Source organism: Kutzneria sp. CA-103260 (assembly GCF_018263855.1).
In the GTDB taxonomy this organism is placed as follows: Bacteria; Actinomycetota; Actinomycetes; order Mycobacteriales; family Pseudonocardiaceae; genus Kutzneria.
Genome location: NZ_CP073318.1, coordinates 9602198 through 9618688, shown reverse-complemented (window position 1 = coordinate 9618688; position 16491 = coordinate 9602198). Strand labels below are relative to the sequence as shown.

17 protein-coding genes are annotated in these 16491 nt (G+C 70.1%); 8 read left to right on the top strand and 9 right to left on the bottom strand.

Annotated elements, in window-relative coordinates:
- Positions 1–5: 5 nt before the first annotated feature.
- Both sdhA and JJ691_RS42940 read left to right on the top strand, forming a co-directional pair.
- Positions 6–1760 carry a succinate dehydrogenase flavoprotein subunit gene (gene sdhA, locus JJ691_RS42945; RefSeq protein WP_211765160.1) on the top strand — a complete coding sequence of 585 codons (1755 nt, stop codon included), beginning with the start codon at positions 6–8 and terminating at the stop codon, positions 1758–1760.
- A complete protein-coding gene (locus tag JJ691_RS42940; protein ID WP_211765159.1) occupies positions 1760–2560 on the top strand; it encodes a succinate dehydrogenase iron-sulfur subunit in 801 nt (266 codons plus the stop codon). The genes sdhA and JJ691_RS42940 overlap by 1 nt, the downstream gene beginning before the upstream one ends.
- 56 nt (positions 2561–2616) lie before the next feature.
- Here JJ691_RS42940 and JJ691_RS42935 read toward each other — a convergent pair whose 3' ends face one another.
- Positions 2617–3852 (bottom strand): glycosyltransferase, encoded by a 1236-nt coding sequence (locus JJ691_RS42935; protein ID WP_211765158.1) that lies wholly within the window; start codon positions 3850–3852, stop codon positions 2617–2619.
- 117 nt (positions 3853–3969) lie between these two features.
- On the opposite strand from JJ691_RS42935, the gene JJ691_RS42930 reads away from it, so the two are divergent.
- Entirely contained in the window at positions 3970–4437 is a 468-nt protein-coding gene (locus tag JJ691_RS42930) for a MarR family winged helix-turn-helix transcriptional regulator (protein WP_211765157.1), read from the top strand.
- Here the strand turns inward: JJ691_RS42930 and JJ691_RS42925 are convergent.
- Both JJ691_RS42925 and JJ691_RS42920 read right to left on the bottom strand, forming a co-directional pair.
- Positions 4425–4841 carry a pyridoxamine 5'-phosphate oxidase family protein gene (locus tag JJ691_RS42925; RefSeq protein ID WP_211765156.1) on the bottom strand — a complete coding sequence of 139 codons (417 nt, stop codon included), beginning with the start codon at positions 4839–4841 and terminating at the stop codon, positions 4425–4427. The genes JJ691_RS42930 and JJ691_RS42925 overlap by 13 nt on opposite strands.
- Positions 4838–6274 (bottom strand): M1 family metallopeptidase, encoded by a 1437-nt coding sequence (locus JJ691_RS42920; RefSeq protein WP_211765155.1) that lies wholly within the window; start codon positions 6272–6274, stop codon positions 4838–4840. The genes JJ691_RS42925 and JJ691_RS42920 overlap by 4 nt, the downstream gene beginning before the upstream one ends.
- Positions 6275–6418: 144 nt before the next feature.
- Between JJ691_RS42920 and JJ691_RS42915 the strand changes: the two genes are divergently transcribed.
- Positions 6419–7696: an MFS transporter gene (locus JJ691_RS42915; RefSeq protein ID WP_249227386.1), complete on the top strand. Its 1278-nt coding sequence runs from the start codon at positions 6419–6421 to the stop codon at positions 7694–7696.
- Here JJ691_RS42915 and JJ691_RS42910 read toward each other — a convergent pair.
- Positions 7680–8159 (bottom strand): Lrp/AsnC family transcriptional regulator, encoded by a 480-nt coding sequence (locus JJ691_RS42910; protein ID WP_211765154.1) that lies wholly within the window; start codon positions 8157–8159, stop codon positions 7680–7682. The genes JJ691_RS42915 and JJ691_RS42910 overlap by 17 nt on opposite strands.
- A 51-nt stretch (positions 8160–8210) precedes the next feature.
- Here JJ691_RS42910 and JJ691_RS42905 point away from each other — a divergent pair, with 51 nt between their 5' ends.
- Complete coding sequence (locus JJ691_RS42905) at positions 8211–9323, top strand: trans-sulfuration enzyme family protein (RefSeq protein ID WP_211772076.1); 1113 nt, start codon at positions 8211–8213, stop codon at positions 9321–9323.
- A 1-nt stretch (position 9324) separates the two neighbouring features.
- Here JJ691_RS42905 and JJ691_RS42900 read toward each other — a convergent pair whose 3' ends face one another.
- Positions 9325–10365 carry a hypothetical protein gene (locus tag JJ691_RS42900; protein ID WP_211765153.1) on the bottom strand — a complete coding sequence of 347 codons (1041 nt, stop codon included), beginning with the start codon at positions 10363–10365 and terminating at the stop codon, positions 9325–9327.
- A 182-nt stretch (positions 10366–10547) separates the two neighbouring features.
- On the opposite strand from JJ691_RS42900, the gene JJ691_RS42895 reads away from it, so the two are divergent.
- Positions 10548–11414 (top strand): helix-turn-helix domain-containing protein, encoded by an 867-nt coding sequence (locus JJ691_RS42895; protein WP_211765152.1) that lies wholly within the window; start codon positions 10548–10550, stop codon positions 11412–11414.
- 15 nt (positions 11415–11429) lie between these two features.
- Positions 11430–11615 (top strand): DUF397 domain-containing protein, encoded by a 186-nt coding sequence (locus JJ691_RS42890; RefSeq protein ID WP_211765151.1) that lies wholly within the window; start codon positions 11430–11432, stop codon positions 11613–11615.
- Between the two features lie 49 nt (positions 11616–11664).
- Here the strand turns inward: JJ691_RS42890 and JJ691_RS42885 are convergent, their stop codons facing one another.
- Both JJ691_RS42885 and JJ691_RS42880 read right to left on the bottom strand, forming a co-directional pair.
- Positions 11665–13026 carry a S8 family peptidase gene (locus tag JJ691_RS42885; RefSeq protein ID WP_211765150.1) on the bottom strand — a complete coding sequence of 454 codons (1362 nt, stop codon included), beginning with the start codon at positions 13024–13026 and terminating at the stop codon, positions 11665–11667.
- Between the two features lie 85 nt (positions 13027–13111).
- The gene (locus JJ691_RS42880) at positions 13112–13363 is read right to left on the bottom strand and encodes an SCO4848 family membrane protein (protein WP_211765149.1); all 252 of its coding nucleotides are present in this window, start codon (positions 13361–13363) and stop codon (positions 13112–13114) included.
- Positions 13364–13444: 81 nt separating this feature from the next.
- On the opposite strand from JJ691_RS42880, the gene JJ691_RS42875 reads away from it, so the two are divergent.
- The gene (locus tag JJ691_RS42875; protein ID WP_211765148.1) at positions 13445–14782 is read left to right on the top strand and encodes a serine hydrolase; all 1338 of its coding nucleotides are present in this window, start codon (positions 13445–13447) and stop codon (positions 14780–14782) included.
- A gap of 131 nt (positions 14783–14913) precedes the next feature.
- Here JJ691_RS42875 and yhjD read toward each other — a convergent pair whose 3' ends face one another.
- Positions 14914–15933, bottom strand: coding sequence for an inner membrane protein YhjD (gene yhjD / locus JJ691_RS42870; protein ID WP_211765147.1), 1020 nt, complete (start codon positions 15931–15933; stop codon positions 14914–14916).
- A gap of 142 nt (positions 15934–16075) precedes the next feature.
- A complete protein-coding gene (locus tag JJ691_RS42865; RefSeq protein WP_211765146.1) occupies positions 16076–16405 on the bottom strand; it encodes a hypothetical protein in 330 nt (109 codons plus the stop codon).
- Positions 16406–16491 lie beyond the last annotated feature (86 nt).

Sequence of the window (16491 nt, the reverse complement as noted above, 5' to 3'; positions counted from 1 at the left end):
CGGACATGCAGGTACACAAGTACGACGTGGTCATCGTCGGCGCCGGCGGCGCCGGGATGCGCGCGGCCATCGAGGCCGGACAGCGCGTGCGGACCGCGGTGCTCACCAAGCTCTACCCCACCCGCTCCCACACCGGCGCGGCCCAGGGCGGCATGTGCGCTGCGCTGGCCAACGTCGAGGAGGACAACTGGGAGTGGCACACCTTCGACACGATCAAGGGCGGTGACTACCTCACCGACCAGGACGCCGCCGAGATCATGTGCAAGGAGGCGATCGACGCCGTCCTCGACCTGGAGAAGATGGGCCTGCCGTTCAACCGGACCCCCGAGGGCCGGATCGACCAGCGGCGCTTCGGCGGGCACACCCGCGACCACGGCAAGGCCGCCGTGCGGCGCGCGTGCTACGCGGCCGACCGCACCGGGCACATGATTCTCCAGACGCTGTACCAGAACTGCGTCAAGCACGGCATCGAGTTCTTCAACGAGTTCTACGTGCTCGACGTCTGCATGACCGAGACGGCCAACGGCCCGGTGTGCACCGGCGCGGTCGCGCTGGAGCTGGCCACCGGCGAGATCCACGTGTTCCAGGCCAAGGCGGTCGTGTTCGCCACCGGCGGCTTCGGCAAGGTCTTCAAGACCACCTCCAACGCGCACACCCTGACCGGCGACGGCATGGGCATCATCTTCCGCAAGGGCCTGCCGCTGGAGGACATGGAGTTCTACCAGTTCCACCCGACCGGCCTGGCCGGCCTGGGCATCCTGCTCACCGAGGGAGCCCGCGGCGAGGGCGCGATCCTGCGCAACGCCGACGGCGAGCGGTTCATGGAGCGCTACGCCCCCACCATCAAGGACCTGGCGCCGCGCGACATCGTGGCCCGCTCCATGGTGCTGGAGGTGCTGGAGGGCCGCGGCGCCGGTCCGCACAAGGACTACGTGCTGCTGGACTGCACGCACCTCGGGGCCGAGGTGCTGGAGACAAAGCTGCCCGACATCACCGAGTTCGCCCGCACCTACCTGGGTGTGGACCCGGTGACCGAGCCGGTGCCGGTGTACCCGACCGCGCACTACGCGATGGGCGGCATTCCGACCAACGTGCACGCCGAGGTGTTGCGGGACAACGAGAACGTCGTCCCCGGCCTGTACGCCGCCGGCGAGTGCGCCTGCGTCTCGGTGCACGGCGCGAACCGGCTGGGCACCAACTCGCTGCTGGACATCAACGTGTTCGGCCGCCGGGCCGGCATCGCCGCCGCCGAGTACGCCGCCACCGTGCACGACCACGTGGACCTGCCGGAGACCCCGGCCACCCTGGTCGAGAACATGGTCGAGGGGCTGCGTTCCTCCAGCGGCTCCGAGCGGGTGGCCGACCTGCGGATCGCGCTGCAGAACACGATGGACGCCAACGCCGCCGTGTACCGCACCGAGGACACCCTCAAGCAGGCGCTGCACGACGTGCAGCAGCTCAAGGAGCGGTACGGCAACGTTTCCGTGCAGGACAAGGGCAAGCGGTTCAACACCGACCTGCTGGAGGCCGTCGAGCTCGGCTTCCTGCTGGAGCTGGCCGAGATCCTGGTGGTCGGCGCGATCGCCCGCAAGGAGTCCCGCGGCGGGCACGCCCGGGAGGACTACCCGACGCGTGACGACACGAACTTCATGCGCCACACCATGGCGTACAAGCAGGGCGACAGCCTGTCCGCCGACATCCGCCTTGACTACAAGCCGGTGACCTTCACCCGGTACAAGCCGATGGAGCGCAAGTACTGATGACCGCGACCACCGAAACCGCGCCCTCGGGTTCCCGCGGCTCGCAGCCGCCGGTGCCGCCCGGCGCGGTCACCATCACCGTGCAGATCCGCCGGTTCAACCCGGAGTTCGACACGGAGTCCGATCCTGCTGGGCCGCGCTGGCAGTCGTTCGAGGTGCCGGCGCTGCCCAGCGACCGGGTCCTCAACGTGCTGCACTACATCAAGTGGTACGTCGACGGGTCGCTGACCTTCCGCCGCTCCTGCGCCCACGGCGTCTGCGGCTCCGACGCCATGCGCATCAACGGCGTCAACCGGCTGGCCTGCAAGGTGCTGGTGAAGGATCTGTTGGCCGGCAACGGAAAGCCGACCACCATCACCATGGAGCCGATCAAGGGCCTGCCGGTGCACAAGGACCTGCTGGTCGACATGGAGCCCTTCTTCGAGGCGTTCCGCGCCGTCAAGCCGTACCTGATGACGACGGGCCACGAGCCGACCCGCGAGCGCATCCAGTCGGCCGCCGACCGGGCCCGGTTCGACGACACCACCAAGTGCATCCTGTGCGCCTGCTGCACCACGTCGTGCCCGGTGTACTGGACCGAGGGCTCCTACTTCGGCCCGGCGGCGATCGTCAACGCGCACCGCTTCATCTTCGACAGCCGGGACGACGGCGCCGAGGAGCGCCTGGACATCCTCAACGACGTCGACGGCGTGTGGCGCTGCCGCACCACCTTCAACTGCACCGACGCCTGCCCCCGTGGCATCCAGGTCACCAAGGCCATCCAGGAGGTCAAGCGCGCCCTGCTGTTCAAGCGCGTCTGACCGGCACGACACCGTCGAGGCCCCGCCGCCCCCTGGTCGGCGGGGCTTCGTCACGTTCAGGCCGGGACGAGGCGGTCGATGGCGGCTAGAACCGGGGCGACGCCGTCCTCCTCGGCGATGCGCCCGGCGATCGCCGTCGCGGCCCGCGCGAAGCGGGATTCGGTGGCAGCGCTGGTGATCGCGGCGGCCAGGCGGTGCGCGGACAGCCGCTCGGCCGGGATCGCGTCGGGCGCCGTGCCGAGGTCGACCAGCCGGCGGGCCCAGAACCGCTGGTCGTACAGGAACGGCACCGGCACCGACGGGATGCCGGCCCGCAGCGCGGCGGCCGTGGTGCCCGCGCCGGCATGGTGGACCGCGGCGGCAACCCGCTCGAACAGCCAGTCGTGCGGGACGTCGTCGATGGTGAAGACGTTGTCGCCGTTGACATCCAGGCCCATCCATCCGCGCTGCACCACCACCCGAAGGCCGGTACGGTCGATGGCCTCGCGCACCGTGCGGCCAATCGCTTCGGCCTTGCCGACGTCGACGCTGCCGAAGCCTAGGTACACCGGCGGCGGCCCGGCGGCGAGGAACCGCTCCAGGTCCGCGGCCGGCCGCCAGCCGCTCGGCCGGGGCAGCCACCAGTAGCCGGCCACGCGGATGTTGTCGGGCCAGTCCGCCGGCTGACGCACCACCGTGGGCGAGACCCCGTACAGGAGGGGCAGCGTGCCCGGGCGGTAGCCGGGGGCCGCCTCGGGCGGCAGTCCGAGTTCGGCGCGCAGCTCACGGGTGAACCCGGCGAAGAGTCGATACCCCAGCCGGCCGGCCAGCTTCGGGACCGCCCGGTTCAGCCAGGGGCCGAGATCGCGGCCGCCAAGAAAGGCCGGCCCGAACTCCCGGGTCGGGTCGGCAATCTGGAGCGGAACCACCAGGCAGGGCACCGCGTTGGCCTCGGCGATGGGGATCGCCATGGGCACGGTCCCGAACGTGCACAGCACGATGTCGGCATCGCGGGCGGCGGCGCGCATCGCCGGCACCTGCCGCCCCATCTCCTGGGCGGCCAGCCGGAACAACGACGCGGTCCCCCGCGCGCCCGGCCGCTGGGCCGCCCGGGCCCGCTCGGTGCCCTGGAGGTCGGTCGGATCGGTGTCGAGCCGGTGGAAATCCAGGCCGGCGTCCGCCGCTAGGCCGGCGAGGCGTTCGGTGACGGTCACCCGGACCTGGTGCCCGGCGGCCTGGAGCGCCGCGCCCAGCCCGATCAGGGGCGCCACGTCACCACGAGTGCCGACCGTCAGGATCACTATCCGCGCCATCGTCTTCCCCCTTGCCGTCCGCGTGGTTCGCGGCCTCCTCCACCGTGACACGTTGACACTCAGAGTGTCAAGATGACACTAGAAGTGTCATCTTGCCGTCATGGCACCATGACTGCCATGTCCGGGGCCGACCACCTCCACGCAGTGCTGTTCACGCTGCGCCCGCTGCAGACGTCCACCGCGAAGGTGCTGGGCGAGGTGACGGCGGAGATCGGCCTGTCGCTGCCGGAACGCGCGATCATGGAGGTGTTGAACGCCACCGGCGAGAGCACGGTGCCGCAGATCGGCCGGTCGCTGCTGCTGCCCCGCCAGGTCGTGCAACGGCTCGCCGACGCGGTGCACGAGCGAGGACTGATCGAGTTCGTGCCCAACCCGGCGCACCGCCGATCACGCCTGCTCCGGCTCAGCGCGGCCGGCCGGGAGCTGTTCGACCGAATCCTGGCCGAGGAGACGAAGTTGCTGGCGCCGGTTGCCGAAACGCTCGACCCACGGGACATCGAGGCCTGCGCGCGTGTGATGGCGGCGCTCAACGCCGCCATGCACACGATGGCGCAACAACTCGGCGACGCGGATCAGACCGAGTAGCTCAAATCGTTGGCCTGCAATGACTCCGGCACCAGGCGGAGCCAGACCGTGCCGACGTCGTCGTGCAGGTAACGGCGGAAACGGTTGTCCCACAAGGACTCGTCGGGGCCGAGGTAGCGGGTGAGCTTGCGGCGGCCCCGAGCGACGTCGAACGGTTCCACGGTGGCCTTGCCGCGGGCGATGACCTGGCGGGTGAGGCCGGTGGTCACGTCACAGACGTCGATGACCAGCGCGACCCGAGGATCCTCGCGCACCCGGGACAACAGCTTGGCCCAAGGACCGCTGAGCAGCCAGAAAACTCCGTCTTCCCAGAGGTACCAAACCGGACGCACAGTCGGCCCGTTGGTGGCGATGCGAGCGGTGAGCGGCTGCGCGAGGAACTCGTCGACGTCGAGGTCGGTCATGCCTTCCAGTCTGGATGACCGGGCATGGCCGGCGTGGCCGTTCCGTACAGCCAGGCCGTCAGGAACGACGTGAGGTCGCGGCCGGCGACCCGGTTGGCGACGTCGATGTAGTCCTGGGTGTGCGCGGAGCGGCCGTGGAACTGGGTGTAGAAGGTCTGCTCGATGCGCTGGAAGGTCTGCTCGCCGACCAGCTCGTGCAGGGCGAACAGGGTGAGGGCGCCGGCGGCGTCGGAGCCGACGAGGGTGGCGCCGGCGTTGCGCATGTGGGCCGGCGGGCCCCAGGTGGAGCGCTGGTCGGCGTCCTCGGCGTAGAGGCTCTTCATGTTGTCGGCGAAGGTGATGTTCCGTTGCTGGGCGGAGAAGAGCATCTGGTAGTAGGTGGCATGCCCCTCGCTGAGCCACATGTCGTCCCAGCTGCCCACGGAGACGGAGTCGCCGAAGTACTGGTGGGTCAGCTCATGCACCATCACCGGCGTGACCTGGTCGGCCGGCTGGACGAAGGTGGCGGCGGCGAAGGTCGACATGGTGGCGGTCTCCAGCGCCACGCCGTCGTAGTCGCTGTCCAGGCCGAGCACCCCGTAGCGCTGGAACGGGAACGGCAGGCCGAGGGTCTTCTCCAACCAGGCGATCTGGGCCGGCGTCTGCCGCACGAGATCGTCGCCGCCGGTCAGCGACGCGGGCAGGAAGCTCTGCACGGGCAGCCCGTGCGGGCCGGTCTGGTCGATCTCGCGGAACTTGCCCACGGCGACCTGGGTGATGTCGGTCGGGATGTCGGAGGCGGTGCGCCACACGTAGGTGGTCCGGTCGCCGGATAGGTCCTTCGACACCAGCGAGCCGTTGGCGACCGCGGTCAGGTCGCTGGGAGTGGTGACACGGAAGGTGAATCGGGCCTTGTCGCCGGGATAGTCGTTGGCGGGGAAGAACAAGTGGGCCCGGTCCGGCTGGCCCATGAAGCCGAAGCCGTCGGGGGTGTTGATCCACGCCTTGATCGGCCAGTCCATGCCCGGTGGCACGCGCACTGTGGGCGAGGGCGGGTCGAGCTTGCGGTCCGAGGTGTACTCGATCCGCACGTCGAACAGGGCGTGGTCGCGAACCGGGGCAGCCGGCGTGACGAAGAGCTTCTCGCCCGCGGTGCGGAAGGCCGCCGGCCGGCCGTCGACGGTGACGGAGCCGATCTTCGCCACCAGCGCGTCGAGGCTGAACGAGGACAGCGCCTGGGTGGCCCGCGCCCGCATCACGACCGAGGAGTCCATGGTCGTCACGCCAGGCCGGTAGTCGTAGCTGACGTCGTAGGACTGGGCGTCGTAGCCGCCGTTGCCGAGGTCCGGGAACAGCCGGTCCCCCAGGTTCGGGGCGCCGGTGGTCGGCGGGGCGGCCGCCGCGGTGCCGGCCACACCCAACATCACTGCCGCTGCGATGAGCAAAACCCTCATGTGGCCCGAAGTTAGGGCCGGCGATGATCAGCGTGCGTCACTCTCAGGTCCGACCGGCGGGTCAACCGGAAGTGGTAGGCGGCGGCCCGCCTTCCCACCGTCCGACTGGACCTCCAGCCCGCTGGAGGTTCGACAATGGCCGCCATGGCGAACGAGAGCCAGCCCTGGTCGTACTGGCGGGTGCTGCGGGACTTCAAGGTCAGCGCGCTGCTCACCGGTGACGTCGTGTCCAACGTGGGCGACGGAATGATCATTACGGCGCTGCCGTTGCTGACCCTGCGCATCCATGGCGGAGTGCCCGCGCCGCTGGCCATCTCGGCGGTCGAGGCCTCGCCGTACGTGCTGGCGACCGCGCTGGCCTTCGCCATCGGCCTGACCAGGCTGCGCATCCCGCCACGCGCGCTGATCATCGCGGACTGCCTGCTGCGCGGCGGCATGCTGGCCGCACTGGGGCTGCTCGCCATGGCGGACGCGCTCACACTGCCGGTGCTGATCTGCGGGCTGCTGATCGGCTCGGTGTTCCGGATGGTCGGCATGAGCGCCCGCCGGCTGATGGTGACCGCGATCGTGCCGGCGGAGGGCCGACTGGCCGCCAACGGCCTGCTCGGCACCAGCGCCAGCCTGGCGATCTACGCGATCGGCCCGTTGGTCGGCGGGGTGCTCGCCGCCGTGCGCAATCCCGGGATCGCGCTGCTCGTGGACGGGGCCAGCCTGGTGCTCCTGCTGGCCGCGGCGGTGTTCGTCACGCCGTCCACGACCGACTCGGTGAGCGGCGAGAGCCTGCCCGCATCCGGCTTGCGTGTCCTGCGCCGCGTCCCGGTCGCCGCACGGCTGCTGGTGGTGGTGTTCGGCTTCAACCTGTTCTACATGCCGGTGGAGATCGCGTTGCCGCTGCTGGTCCGCGGGCCGCTGCAGGGCGACGGCGTGTCGCTCGGCCTGATCTGGACCGCGTTCGGTGTCGGTGCGTTGATCGGCGCGGCGCTGACGACCACGCTGCGGCGGCTGCCCGAGCATAGGCTGCTGATTTCGATCATCGCCGCCTGGTCGGCCGTCGTGGTGCTGCTGACCTTCGCGCTTTCGGTGCCGTACGCGGCGGTCGTGTTCTTCGTCGGCGGTCTGGTCTACGCGCCGTTCACCCCGGTGGTCTACACGTTCGTACAGAGGATGCTCGCACCGGACGAGCAGCAACCGGTGATCACGTTGTGGACCGCGGGCTCCGTGCTGGCCGCGCCGGTCGGCCTCGCCCTGTCCGGCCCGCTCGTGCAGGGCGTCGGGCCGCGAGGGGGCTTGGTGGTCTCGGCCGTGCTGACCATCGCACTCGTGCCGCTGGCAGCCGCCGGACTGCGTGCTCGTCGCCGGGACGGCGAGCGATCGACGCGCATTGCTCCCCGGTCCGACCGGCGAGTCAGCCGGAAGTCATAGGCGGCAGCAGCGGCCCGCCCTCCCACTGCTGGAAGATCAGCGTGGTGTGCACCAGCGCGACCTCGGGCCGGGCGGTGAACTCGTCGAGCACCAGCCGTTGCAGGTCGGCGGCGCCGGCCGCGGCGACGTGCACCATGAAGTCGTCAGCCCCGGTGATATGGAAGACAGCCCGGGTCTCGGGCTGGGCCAGGGCGTGGTTGACGAACGGCTCCAGCACGCGGCGGTGGGGCTGCACGCGGATGAACAGCAGCGCCTGCAACGGCCGGCCGAGCGCGGTGGCGTCGACCCGCAGCATGGTGCCGGTGATGACGCCGGTCGAGCGCAGCCGGGCCACCCGGTCCAGGCAGGTGGACGGCGCGACGCCGACGGCGGCGGCGAGCTCCTTGTTGGTGATCCGGGCGTCGTTCTGCAACTCTCGCAGAATGGCAAGATCAACCGGATCGAGACGCACGGAATCGGCCATGTGCCGAATCTAGTACGGGATTTCCACCAATACTCCGTGCCTGACCCAAGGATGACGGCCATGGAGCTGACCACCAGGGCCGTGCACGCCGGCCGCGAGGACCTGACCGACCTGGGCCTGCACGCGGCCCCGATCGACCTCTCCACCACCTACCCGTCCCGCGACAGCCACGCCGAGGCGGTCCGCCTCGACCTCGCCGGCACCGGCGTGGACCTGGGCGAGAGCCCGATCTACGGCCGGGTCGGCAATCCGACGGTCGGCCGGTTCGAGACGGCCCTGGCCAATCTGGAAGGCGCCGAGTCGGCGGTGGCCTTCGCGACCGGCATGGCCGCTCTGTCGGCCTGCCTGCTCACCGTGGCCGCGCAAGGGAAACGGCACGTCGTCGCGGTACGGCCGCTGTACGGCACCACCGACCACGTGCTGGCCACCGGCCTGCTCGGCACCGAGGTCACCTGGTCCAGCGTGGACTCGCTCAAACGGGACATCCGCGAGGACACCGGCCTGGTCCTGGTCGAGAGCCCGGCCAACCCGACACTGTCCGAAGTGGACATTCGGGCCATCGACGTGGACGTGCCGGTCCTGGTGGACAACACGTTCGCCACGCCGGTCCTGCAACGCCCGATCGAGCAGGGCGCGGACATCGTGCTGCACAGCGCGACCAAGTTCCTCGGCGGGCACGGCGACGTGCTCGGCGGCGTGGTGGCCTGCGGCGAGGACTTCGCCCGCCAGCTCCGGCAGGTCCGCATGGCCACCGGCGGCCTGCTGCACCCGTTGGCCGGCTATCTGTTGCTGCGCGGCCTGTCCACGCTCCCGGTCCGCGTCGCGCACGCCGCGGCGACGGCCGGTGAGCTGGCCCGCCGGCTGGCCGGCCACCCCGGCGTCACCAAGGTCTACCGGCCCTCGATCGGCGGCCCGATGGTGTCCTTCGACGTGGCCGGCGATCCGCACGCGGTGATCGGCGCGGTCCGACTGGTCACGCCGGCGGTGAGCCTCGGCAGCGTCGACACGCTGATCCAGCACCCCGGCACGCTGAGCCACCACATCGTGCCGGAGCAGGACCGCGAAAGCGGCGGCATCGGCGACCGGCTGCTGCGCCTGTCGGTCGGCCTGGAGGACGTCGAGGACCTGTGGGCCGACCTCGACCAAGCCTTGAGCAAGAGCTAGCTCAGTTCCGCGTGGCGGCCGCGGGACCACGGCGCTGCTCCGGCACGTCCGGCATGAACGGAGCCAGCGTCCTGGTCCCGTGCGCCTCCTCGCGGCACACGGACGCCTCGTGCGTGACGAGTTCCAGCCGGGCCATGGCCAGCGCCATGAACGTGAGGTCGGGCAGCGCGCGCGTCACCGGCATGCGGTCGGCGTACTCGTCGCCGGCCAGCGACCGCGCCAGCAGAATGTCCTGCTGCGGACGCAGGTAACTCCGCTCGATCAGATACTGGAGCCGTTCACTGGCGCGCTCAAGCCGCGCCGTGAGCCGCCCGAGTGCGGCGATCTTTCGGTCCACGGCGCGCAGCAGCCGGCGTCGTTCGCGGTCCGCGGCGAGCACCACCCGGCTGAGTTCGGCGGCGCGGCGGCCGGCGACGGACCGCGCGAAGGCCTCCTGCTGCACCACGATCCATGGCGCGGCCAACACCATCGCACCGAGCAGCGGCGTCGTCGAGACCGCCATCAGCGAACTGACCACGAGCAGCGTGGACACCAACAGCACCAGCACCGGCGACTGCCATCCGGCCCGTTCCCCGGACTGGCGCAGCAGCCACAACTGCCGGCCGAGTCCCAGCGCGAGTCCGGCCTGCACACCGACACCGAGCACGAACAGCGCCGCCGCCGACCACGGGAAGACGGTGAGCAGCACCGCGGCCTCGGCCACCAGCAACAGATAGGCGAGCCGACTGCCGACGGGCGGGACGACCGCCGGCGTCCGGTCGTGCTGGCGCCGAGCCTGGGCCGCGGTCAGCACCTGCGAGCCGACCCGGCGCGGCCGAGAGTCGGCTTCCATGGCCCGCCGGCACTGCCGCTCGACGGCATAGCCGAGGCGCATGCCGCGATCGACCCGCCGGGCGGTGCGGCGGTGCCACCGCCCGGTGATCCGGGTGGCCGCGCGCAGGCCGCGGAACTCCTGCGCCATCTCACTCTCGATGGTGATTCTGGCGGCGCGCGCGGGGTGCAGCAGGCGGAAGATAAGAGGTAGCCGCTCGAAGGTGCTCATCTCAGCTCATCCTCTCGGAAGTTGGCCGGGACTCAGGGGTAGGATGCGGCAGGAAAGTCCACAACGCAATGCCACCGTGCAATTGCATCCGTGGATTGCTTGCCACGGTCGCCCCGATGGCCTAACGTGGCGCCACGCGCCTCCAACGGCTTCACGGGCAGGGTGGTTCAGGAGGTGTGAGGATGCCCCCTTCGCAGGGACCGTTGATTCCGCGCCGCCGCCTCGGCCATGAGCTGCGCAAGCTCCGTGAGTCCGCCGGACTGCAGCTGGTCGACGCCGCGAAGCGGCTGGAGTGCTCCCCGTCCAAGGTCAGCCGGCTGGAGAACGGCCAGGGCCTGCCCAAGCTGCGCGACGTGCGCGATCTGCTGGACCTCTACGACGTCCGCGACCATCGGCTGCGCACCCGGCTGCAGAACCTGGCCACCGCGAGCCAGGACGAGGGCTGGTGGTCGGACCACCCCGAGGCCTGGCCGCCCAACCTGGGCAGCTACATCTCACTGGAATCGGCGGCCAGCGAGATGCTCTCCTTCAGCGGATTCGGGATCTACGGCCCGGCCCAGATACCGGAATACTGCTGGGAAGTTTTCAGGAACAATTTCCCGGAGGCCCCCGACAGTGAAATCGACCAACTGGTCGAAATTCGGGGCCGCAGGCAGCGTTACGTCATCGACCGACTGGGCGAGCTACAGATCACCGCGGTGATCGATGAATGCGCTCTGCATCGAGTGATTCACTCCCCGAACACGATGCGCAAGCAGCTGGACAACCTGATCGACTTCGCTGAACACGATGGGGTGGATCTAAGGATTTTCCCATACACCAGCGGCTACAGTCTCGGTATCCAGTGCAACTATGTGATCTTCACCTTTGACAACGACACCGATCAGGACACCGTCTACCAGGAACTGAGCGGTGGCGACCGGTTCTCGGCCCAGGAGACCGAGGTGAAGAAGTACCAGAACATCTTCACAACTCTGTTGTCGCGGTGTCCGGACCAAAAGTCCTCACTCGACCTGATTGGGAAGGTGAAAAGAACCAACTATGAGTGAAAGATAACACCATCCATGGAAATCACTTTCAAGAAGAGCAGCTTCTGCCAGGACGGTAGTTGCGTCGAGGTCGCTGCTCTACCGTCGGGCGAGATCGCGTTGCGTGACGCCAAGGACCCGAGCCTGCCGGCTCACATTTTCACCCGGGCCGAGTGGACGGCCTTCGTGGCCGGCGTCCGCAACGGTGAGTTCGACTACTAAAAAGCTTGCGTGAGGCACGGGAAGACGGGGACTTCCCGTGCCTCACGATTTATCGGGTGACCGCGGCCAGGGCGTTGACCAGGCCGTGCCCGTAGTAGCTGTTGTCCCCGGCCAGCCCGGTGCAGGTCGGCGTGGCGGCCGGGCAGGCGATCGGCGTCGCCTCGGACCGGAGCAGACCCCGCAGCTGCGCGGGCGAGGCCCACGGATGCGTGCTGGCCAGCAGCGCGACCACGCCGACCACGTGCGGCGTCGCCATCGAAGTGCCGCACATGCTGCCGTAGCCGCCGGCCGGCAGCGTGGACAGCGGGCACGCCGGGCCGGAGCCGGCCGGCGGGATCTGGGCCCGGTCGCCGCCGGGGGCGGTCACGTCGACCTTGCCCCAGTCGCTGTAGCTCGACTTCGTGCCGGCGTAGCCGACGGCCGACACCGAGACCACGTCCGGCAGCCCGGCCGGCAGCGTCGCGCAGTTCCGGTCCACCGGATGCGTCCGCACGGTGTCCTTGGTGGGGTTGGCGATGTCCATCGCCTCGTTGCCGGCGGCGGCCACGTTGAGCACGCCCCGCCCGGTCGAGTACGCCACCGCGCGCCGGACCGCCTCGTAGGCCGCCGAGTCGCCCGGCTGGTTTCGGCAGAAGTAGAAGCCCGGGTCCACGAAGTAGCTGCTGTTGGTGACCGCGAAGTGGTGCTTGGCCGCCCACATGAAGCCGCAGACCGCGGCCTCCGGGAAGATGAAGCCGTCGTCGCTGACCACCTTCACCGCGGCCAGCCGGACGTTCGGCGCGATGCCGGTGATCCCGCTGCCGTCGTCGGCGGCGGCGATCGTGCCGGCCACGTGCGTGCCGTGCGGGCTGGTCGTCGGCTTCCAGGCGTCGGCCGACGGATCGGCCTTGCCGGTCAGGCAGCCGGCCGAGTCGGCCGGGTCCATGGCCTTGGCGAACTCGGGGTGGGTCGCGTCCACACCGGAGTCGAGCACCCCGACCACCACGCGGTGGCTGCCCTCGTTGACCTTGTTGGCCTGCTTGGCCTTGATCAGGTCCATGTCCCACTGCTCGGCGCCGCGGTCGTCTGCGGGGGCCACCGATTCCTGCGAGCGGGAGCGTGACGTTGCCCCGGGCACGTCTTTGCGGCCGCTGTAGGCCCGGTTCGGGCCGAGCCGGTCGGCGAAGTCAGGCGCGGCCGAGGTCGCCACCGCGACCCCGATCTCGGGGTAGTACTCGACCAGGGAGCCGCAGTCGAACTTGAGCTCGGTGTCGGCGACGAACCGGGGCAGGCCCGGCGCGTAGAGCACCACGTACGTGTAGGACGTGCCGGTGGTGTCGCAGGAGTACTGGTCCGGGGCGGCAGACGCGACCGGCGCCAGCCCAACGAGGGCGGCGCCGGCGGCGGTCAGCAGCGTCAGCAGACGTCTCATCGGCGGAACGTAGCAATCCGGACATCCCCGGGCCAGACGTGCGAACGTTCACAATTGCCAGCGCGCGGGCAACCCTTCGGCCGGTTCACCCAGGGTGAGCGACCTCCGTCGGCCGCCGCGCGCCGAGCAGGCCACGCAGCCCGAACCAGCCGATCACGGTGCCGAAAGCGACGGAGATGATCGCCAGCGTGAGGTGCACGTAGAAGAAAGCCGTGGCCGACCCGGCGGTGAACGCCCTCGGGTCCTGTGCCACGTTGATCACCAGCGTCACCCAGATGAACCAGCTCCACACCCCGAACAGGAGCAGAAACACGGACTTGCCACGGGTCAGCGTCACACTCGCAGTATCCGCCCGGGCCACCGGTGGTGAAGACGTGGGGCCAACCGGTCACACCGCGTAAGGCACTAGCCTGCGAGGGTGCCCTTCCCAGCTCGACGGCCCGCAGCCGCCCTGCTCACGGCCGTGGCCTGCGTGGTCACCGCCGTGTTCGTCACGACGGGCAGCGCCGCTGCGGTGATCACGACCACCACCAGCACGTCCGCCACCTCCCAGGGTGCCTCTGGGACGTCGACCAGCGGCGCGCCGAACGAGTGCCCGAACAAGCAGTCGCCGCCGGCCGCCGAGGACGACGCCGAGCAGCCCGCGGCCGGCTCGGCCGCGCCGAAGCCACTGCCGGTGCCGGCCGACCCGGTGGGCGGCGACCAGCTCGGCAAGTGCGGCTTCGTGCTGCCGCCGGACGCGGCCACCGCACCGCCGTCCGAGGTGAACGCCTCCTCGTGGGTGCTGGCCGACCTGGACACCGGCGCGGTGCTCGCGGCCAAGGATCCGCACGCCCGCCAGCGCCCGGCCGCGCTGATCAAGGTGCTGCTGGCCGTGGTGGCGCTCAACGACCTCAAGCCGAACACGCCCGTGCTGATCACGCAGGAGGACGTGGACGCGGCCAAGGGCTACTCCGCGGTCGGCGTGCCGGCCGGCGGCAAGTACACCGTCACCCAGCTGGTCGAGGCCATGCTGCTCAAGCCCGGCAACGACGTGCCCAACGCACTGGCCCGGGCGCTCGGCGGCGTGCCCAAGACGCTGGACCTGATGAACGCCGCGGCCCAGCAGATGGGCGCGCTGGACACCCGGGTGGCCACGCCCGGCGGCCTGGACGGGCCGGGCATGAGCACCTCCGCGTACGACCTCGCGGTCATCTACCGGCACGCCATGCAGCTGCCGGCGTTCGCCGACGCGGCCGCGGTCAAATCGGTGACGCTGGGCGGCGTCTACGTGCACAACACCGACTCGCTGCTGACCAGCTACACCGGCGCGATCACCGGCATCAGCAGCAACACCACCGACGCGCACTCGACCAACCTGTCCTCGGCCGGCAAGAACGGGCACCGGTTGGTGACCGTGCTGCTGCGCGGCGAGACGACCAAGTACCCGATGTACCTGCAGAGCTCCAAGCTGCTGGACTACGGCTTCGCGCTGACCGCGGCCGGCGCGCACCAGGTCGGCACGCTGGTGGACCAGGCCCCGCCGGTGAAGCCGTCGGTGTCGGCGACCTCGTCCGCGTCGACCTCGACCGACGCCGCCAACGTGACCAACGCCGCCGACAACAGCCCGATGTACCAGGCGTTCGGCAACGTCGGCATGCCGCTGACCATCGTGGCCGGGCTAGGCGTGCTGGTGGTGCTGGCGATGTACGTGCGCAAGCGCCGCGCCCGGGCCGCCCGCGCCCGCCGCCTGGCCGCCCAGGCCAACAACGTCTGAGTGTCTCCAAGACCTACGAACCAGGCCTGAGCACACCTCTGACTGCCACAAACCCCACCTCGCACAAGGTGGGGTTTGTGGCAGTTGGAGACCTCTTCCGGTGACGTTTGCGGGTCTTGGAGACGCACGAACTAGCGGCGGCGGAGTAGGCGGGTCAGGGTCACGCCGACCAGGGCACCGGCGCTGAGCAGGCCCGCCGTCACGGTGGCGTCGGGCCGGCCGGCCAGGTGCACCGTCGGCCGGATCACCACCGGCTCCGGCAGCACCACCGGGTCGGCCGAGCGGTGCATGTTCTCCCGGGCAGTCGCGGTCCAGGCGGTGATGAACACCAGGAACCGCGACACCAGGTTGACGAACACCAGCAGGCCCAGCAGCGTGCCGAAGACCGAGCCAGACGGCGAGTTCTTGATCAGCTGTAGGTAGATGTTGCCGACCTGCTTGAGCACCTCGAAGCCGACGGCGCCGGTGATCGCGCCGCGCACGGCGCTGCGCCACCCCACGTGGAAGCGCGGCAGGCTGGCCAGCACCCAGAGGAACACCAGCCAGTTGGCCAGCAGGCCCAGCACGATGGTTCCCGCCGACAGCAGGAACTCGGCCCAGCCGGTCTGCCGCAGCCCCAGCAGCTCCAGCAGCAGGCCGCCGAGGCCGGTGCCGGCCGCGGTGATGCCGAACGAGACCACCAGCGCCAGGCCGAGCCCGATCAGCGTGAGCAGGTCCTTGACCGCGGTCAGCAGGAACGGCAGTTGCGGGCGCTCACGCGTCCACTGGGCCGTCAAGGCGTCGCGCAGGCTGGTCATCCAGCCGAGGCCGGAGTAGAGCGCCGCCAGCAGACCGAAGATCCCCACCGAGCCGCGGGACTCGATCAGCTTGCCGACGATGGCGTTGACCTGATCGCCGAGCGCGCCGGGCACCGCGGTCGCGATGCTGGTGCGGATCTGGTCCAGCAGCTGCTCGTTGCCGGCCAGCACGAAGCCGGCGACCGAGAAGCCCAGCATGAGCATCGGTATCAGCGACAGCACGCTGTAGTAGGTGATCGCGGCGGCGTAGTGGTCGCCGTACCGGTCGACATAGCGCTCCCCGGCGCGCAGCAGGTGGTCGAGCCACGAGTGACGCTTGCGCAGCCGGGTGAGCAGGGATTCCTTGTCCGCCACCCGTCAACGGTAACGGTGCGTGCCCACGGTCGCAGAGCGTCGAACTACTCACGCCACATGTGGCGCACATTCGACTCTCAACGCCACATGTGGACCACATGTGGCGAAAATCAGCGGGGCTGGGGCGCGGGGGTGGGGCGGGTCAGAGCTGGCTGGGGGTGGGGAGCGGGGCCGGCTTGGTGGCGGCCGCGGCGGCGGCGCTCTCCTCGACGACCGCCTTGGCGGCCTGGGCGGCGGCCTTGGCCTCGCGGGCCAGGCGGTGGCGGTGGCGCAGCAGGCCGGCGATCAACCCGCCGAAGCCCACCAGGATGGCCAGCAGGGCGAAACCGTCCAGGGTGACCGGGACCCGGCTCTCGACGTTGGGGTCGGTGTCAGCGGCGGCGGCGACGCCAGCCGTGAGCAGCGCTGTGACCGGCAGCAGGCAGGCAGCGGTCAGGGTGAAACGCGTCAGGTGCCGAACTTGGTTACGCAAAGCAGCGTCTCCCGGCAGTGAGGTCGCCCCAGAAGAGTGAATTGAGTGGCGGCTGTCGTTCGGAAAACTACCGAACGTGTCAACCC

Bases quoted from the DNA above. Each gene is read 5' to 3' on its own strand.
- sdhA (WP_211765160.1), top strand. From the start codon at position 6: ATGCAGGTACACAAGTACGACGTGGTCATCGTCGGCGCCGGCGGCGCC.
- JJ691_RS42940 (WP_211765159.1), top strand. From the start codon at position 1,760: ATGACCGCGACCACCGAAACCGCGCCCTCGGGTTCCCGCGGCTCGCAG.
- JJ691_RS42935 (WP_211765158.1), bottom strand. From the start codon at position 3,852: ATGGCGCGGATAGTGATCCTGACGGTCGGCACTCGTGGTGACGTGGCG.
- JJ691_RS42930 (WP_211765157.1), top strand. From the start codon at position 3,970: ATGTCCGGGGCCGACCACCTCCACGCAGTGCTGTTCACGCTGCGCCCG.
- JJ691_RS42925 (WP_211765156.1), bottom strand. From the start codon at position 4,841: ATGACCGACCTCGACGTCGACGAGTTCCTCGCGCAGCCGCTCACCGCT.
- JJ691_RS42920 (WP_211765155.1), bottom strand. From the start codon at position 6,274: ATGAGGGTTTTGCTCATCGCAGCGGCAGTGATGTTGGGTGTGGCCGGC.
- JJ691_RS42915 (WP_249227386.1), top strand. From the start codon at position 6,419: ATGGCGAACGAGAGCCAGCCCTGGTCGTACTGGCGGGTGCTGCGGGAC.
- JJ691_RS42910 (WP_211765154.1), bottom strand. From the start codon at position 8,159: ATGGCCGATTCCGTGCGTCTCGATCCGGTTGATCTTGCCATTCTGCGA.
- JJ691_RS42905 (WP_211772076.1), top strand. From the start codon at position 8,211: ATGACGGCCATGGAGCTGACCACCAGGGCCGTGCACGCCGGCCGCGAG.
- JJ691_RS42900 (WP_211765153.1), bottom strand. From the start codon at position 10,365: ATGAGCACCTTCGAGCGGCTACCTCTTATCTTCCGCCTGCTGCACCCC.
- JJ691_RS42895 (WP_211765152.1), top strand. From the start codon at position 10,548: ATGCCCCCTTCGCAGGGACCGTTGATTCCGCGCCGCCGCCTCGGCCAT.
- JJ691_RS42890 (WP_211765151.1), top strand. From the start codon at position 11,430: ATGGAAATCACTTTCAAGAAGAGCAGCTTCTGCCAGGACGGTAGTTGC.
- JJ691_RS42885 (WP_211765150.1), bottom strand. From the start codon at position 13,026: ATGAGACGTCTGCTGACGCTGCTGACCGCCGCCGGCGCCGCCCTCGTT.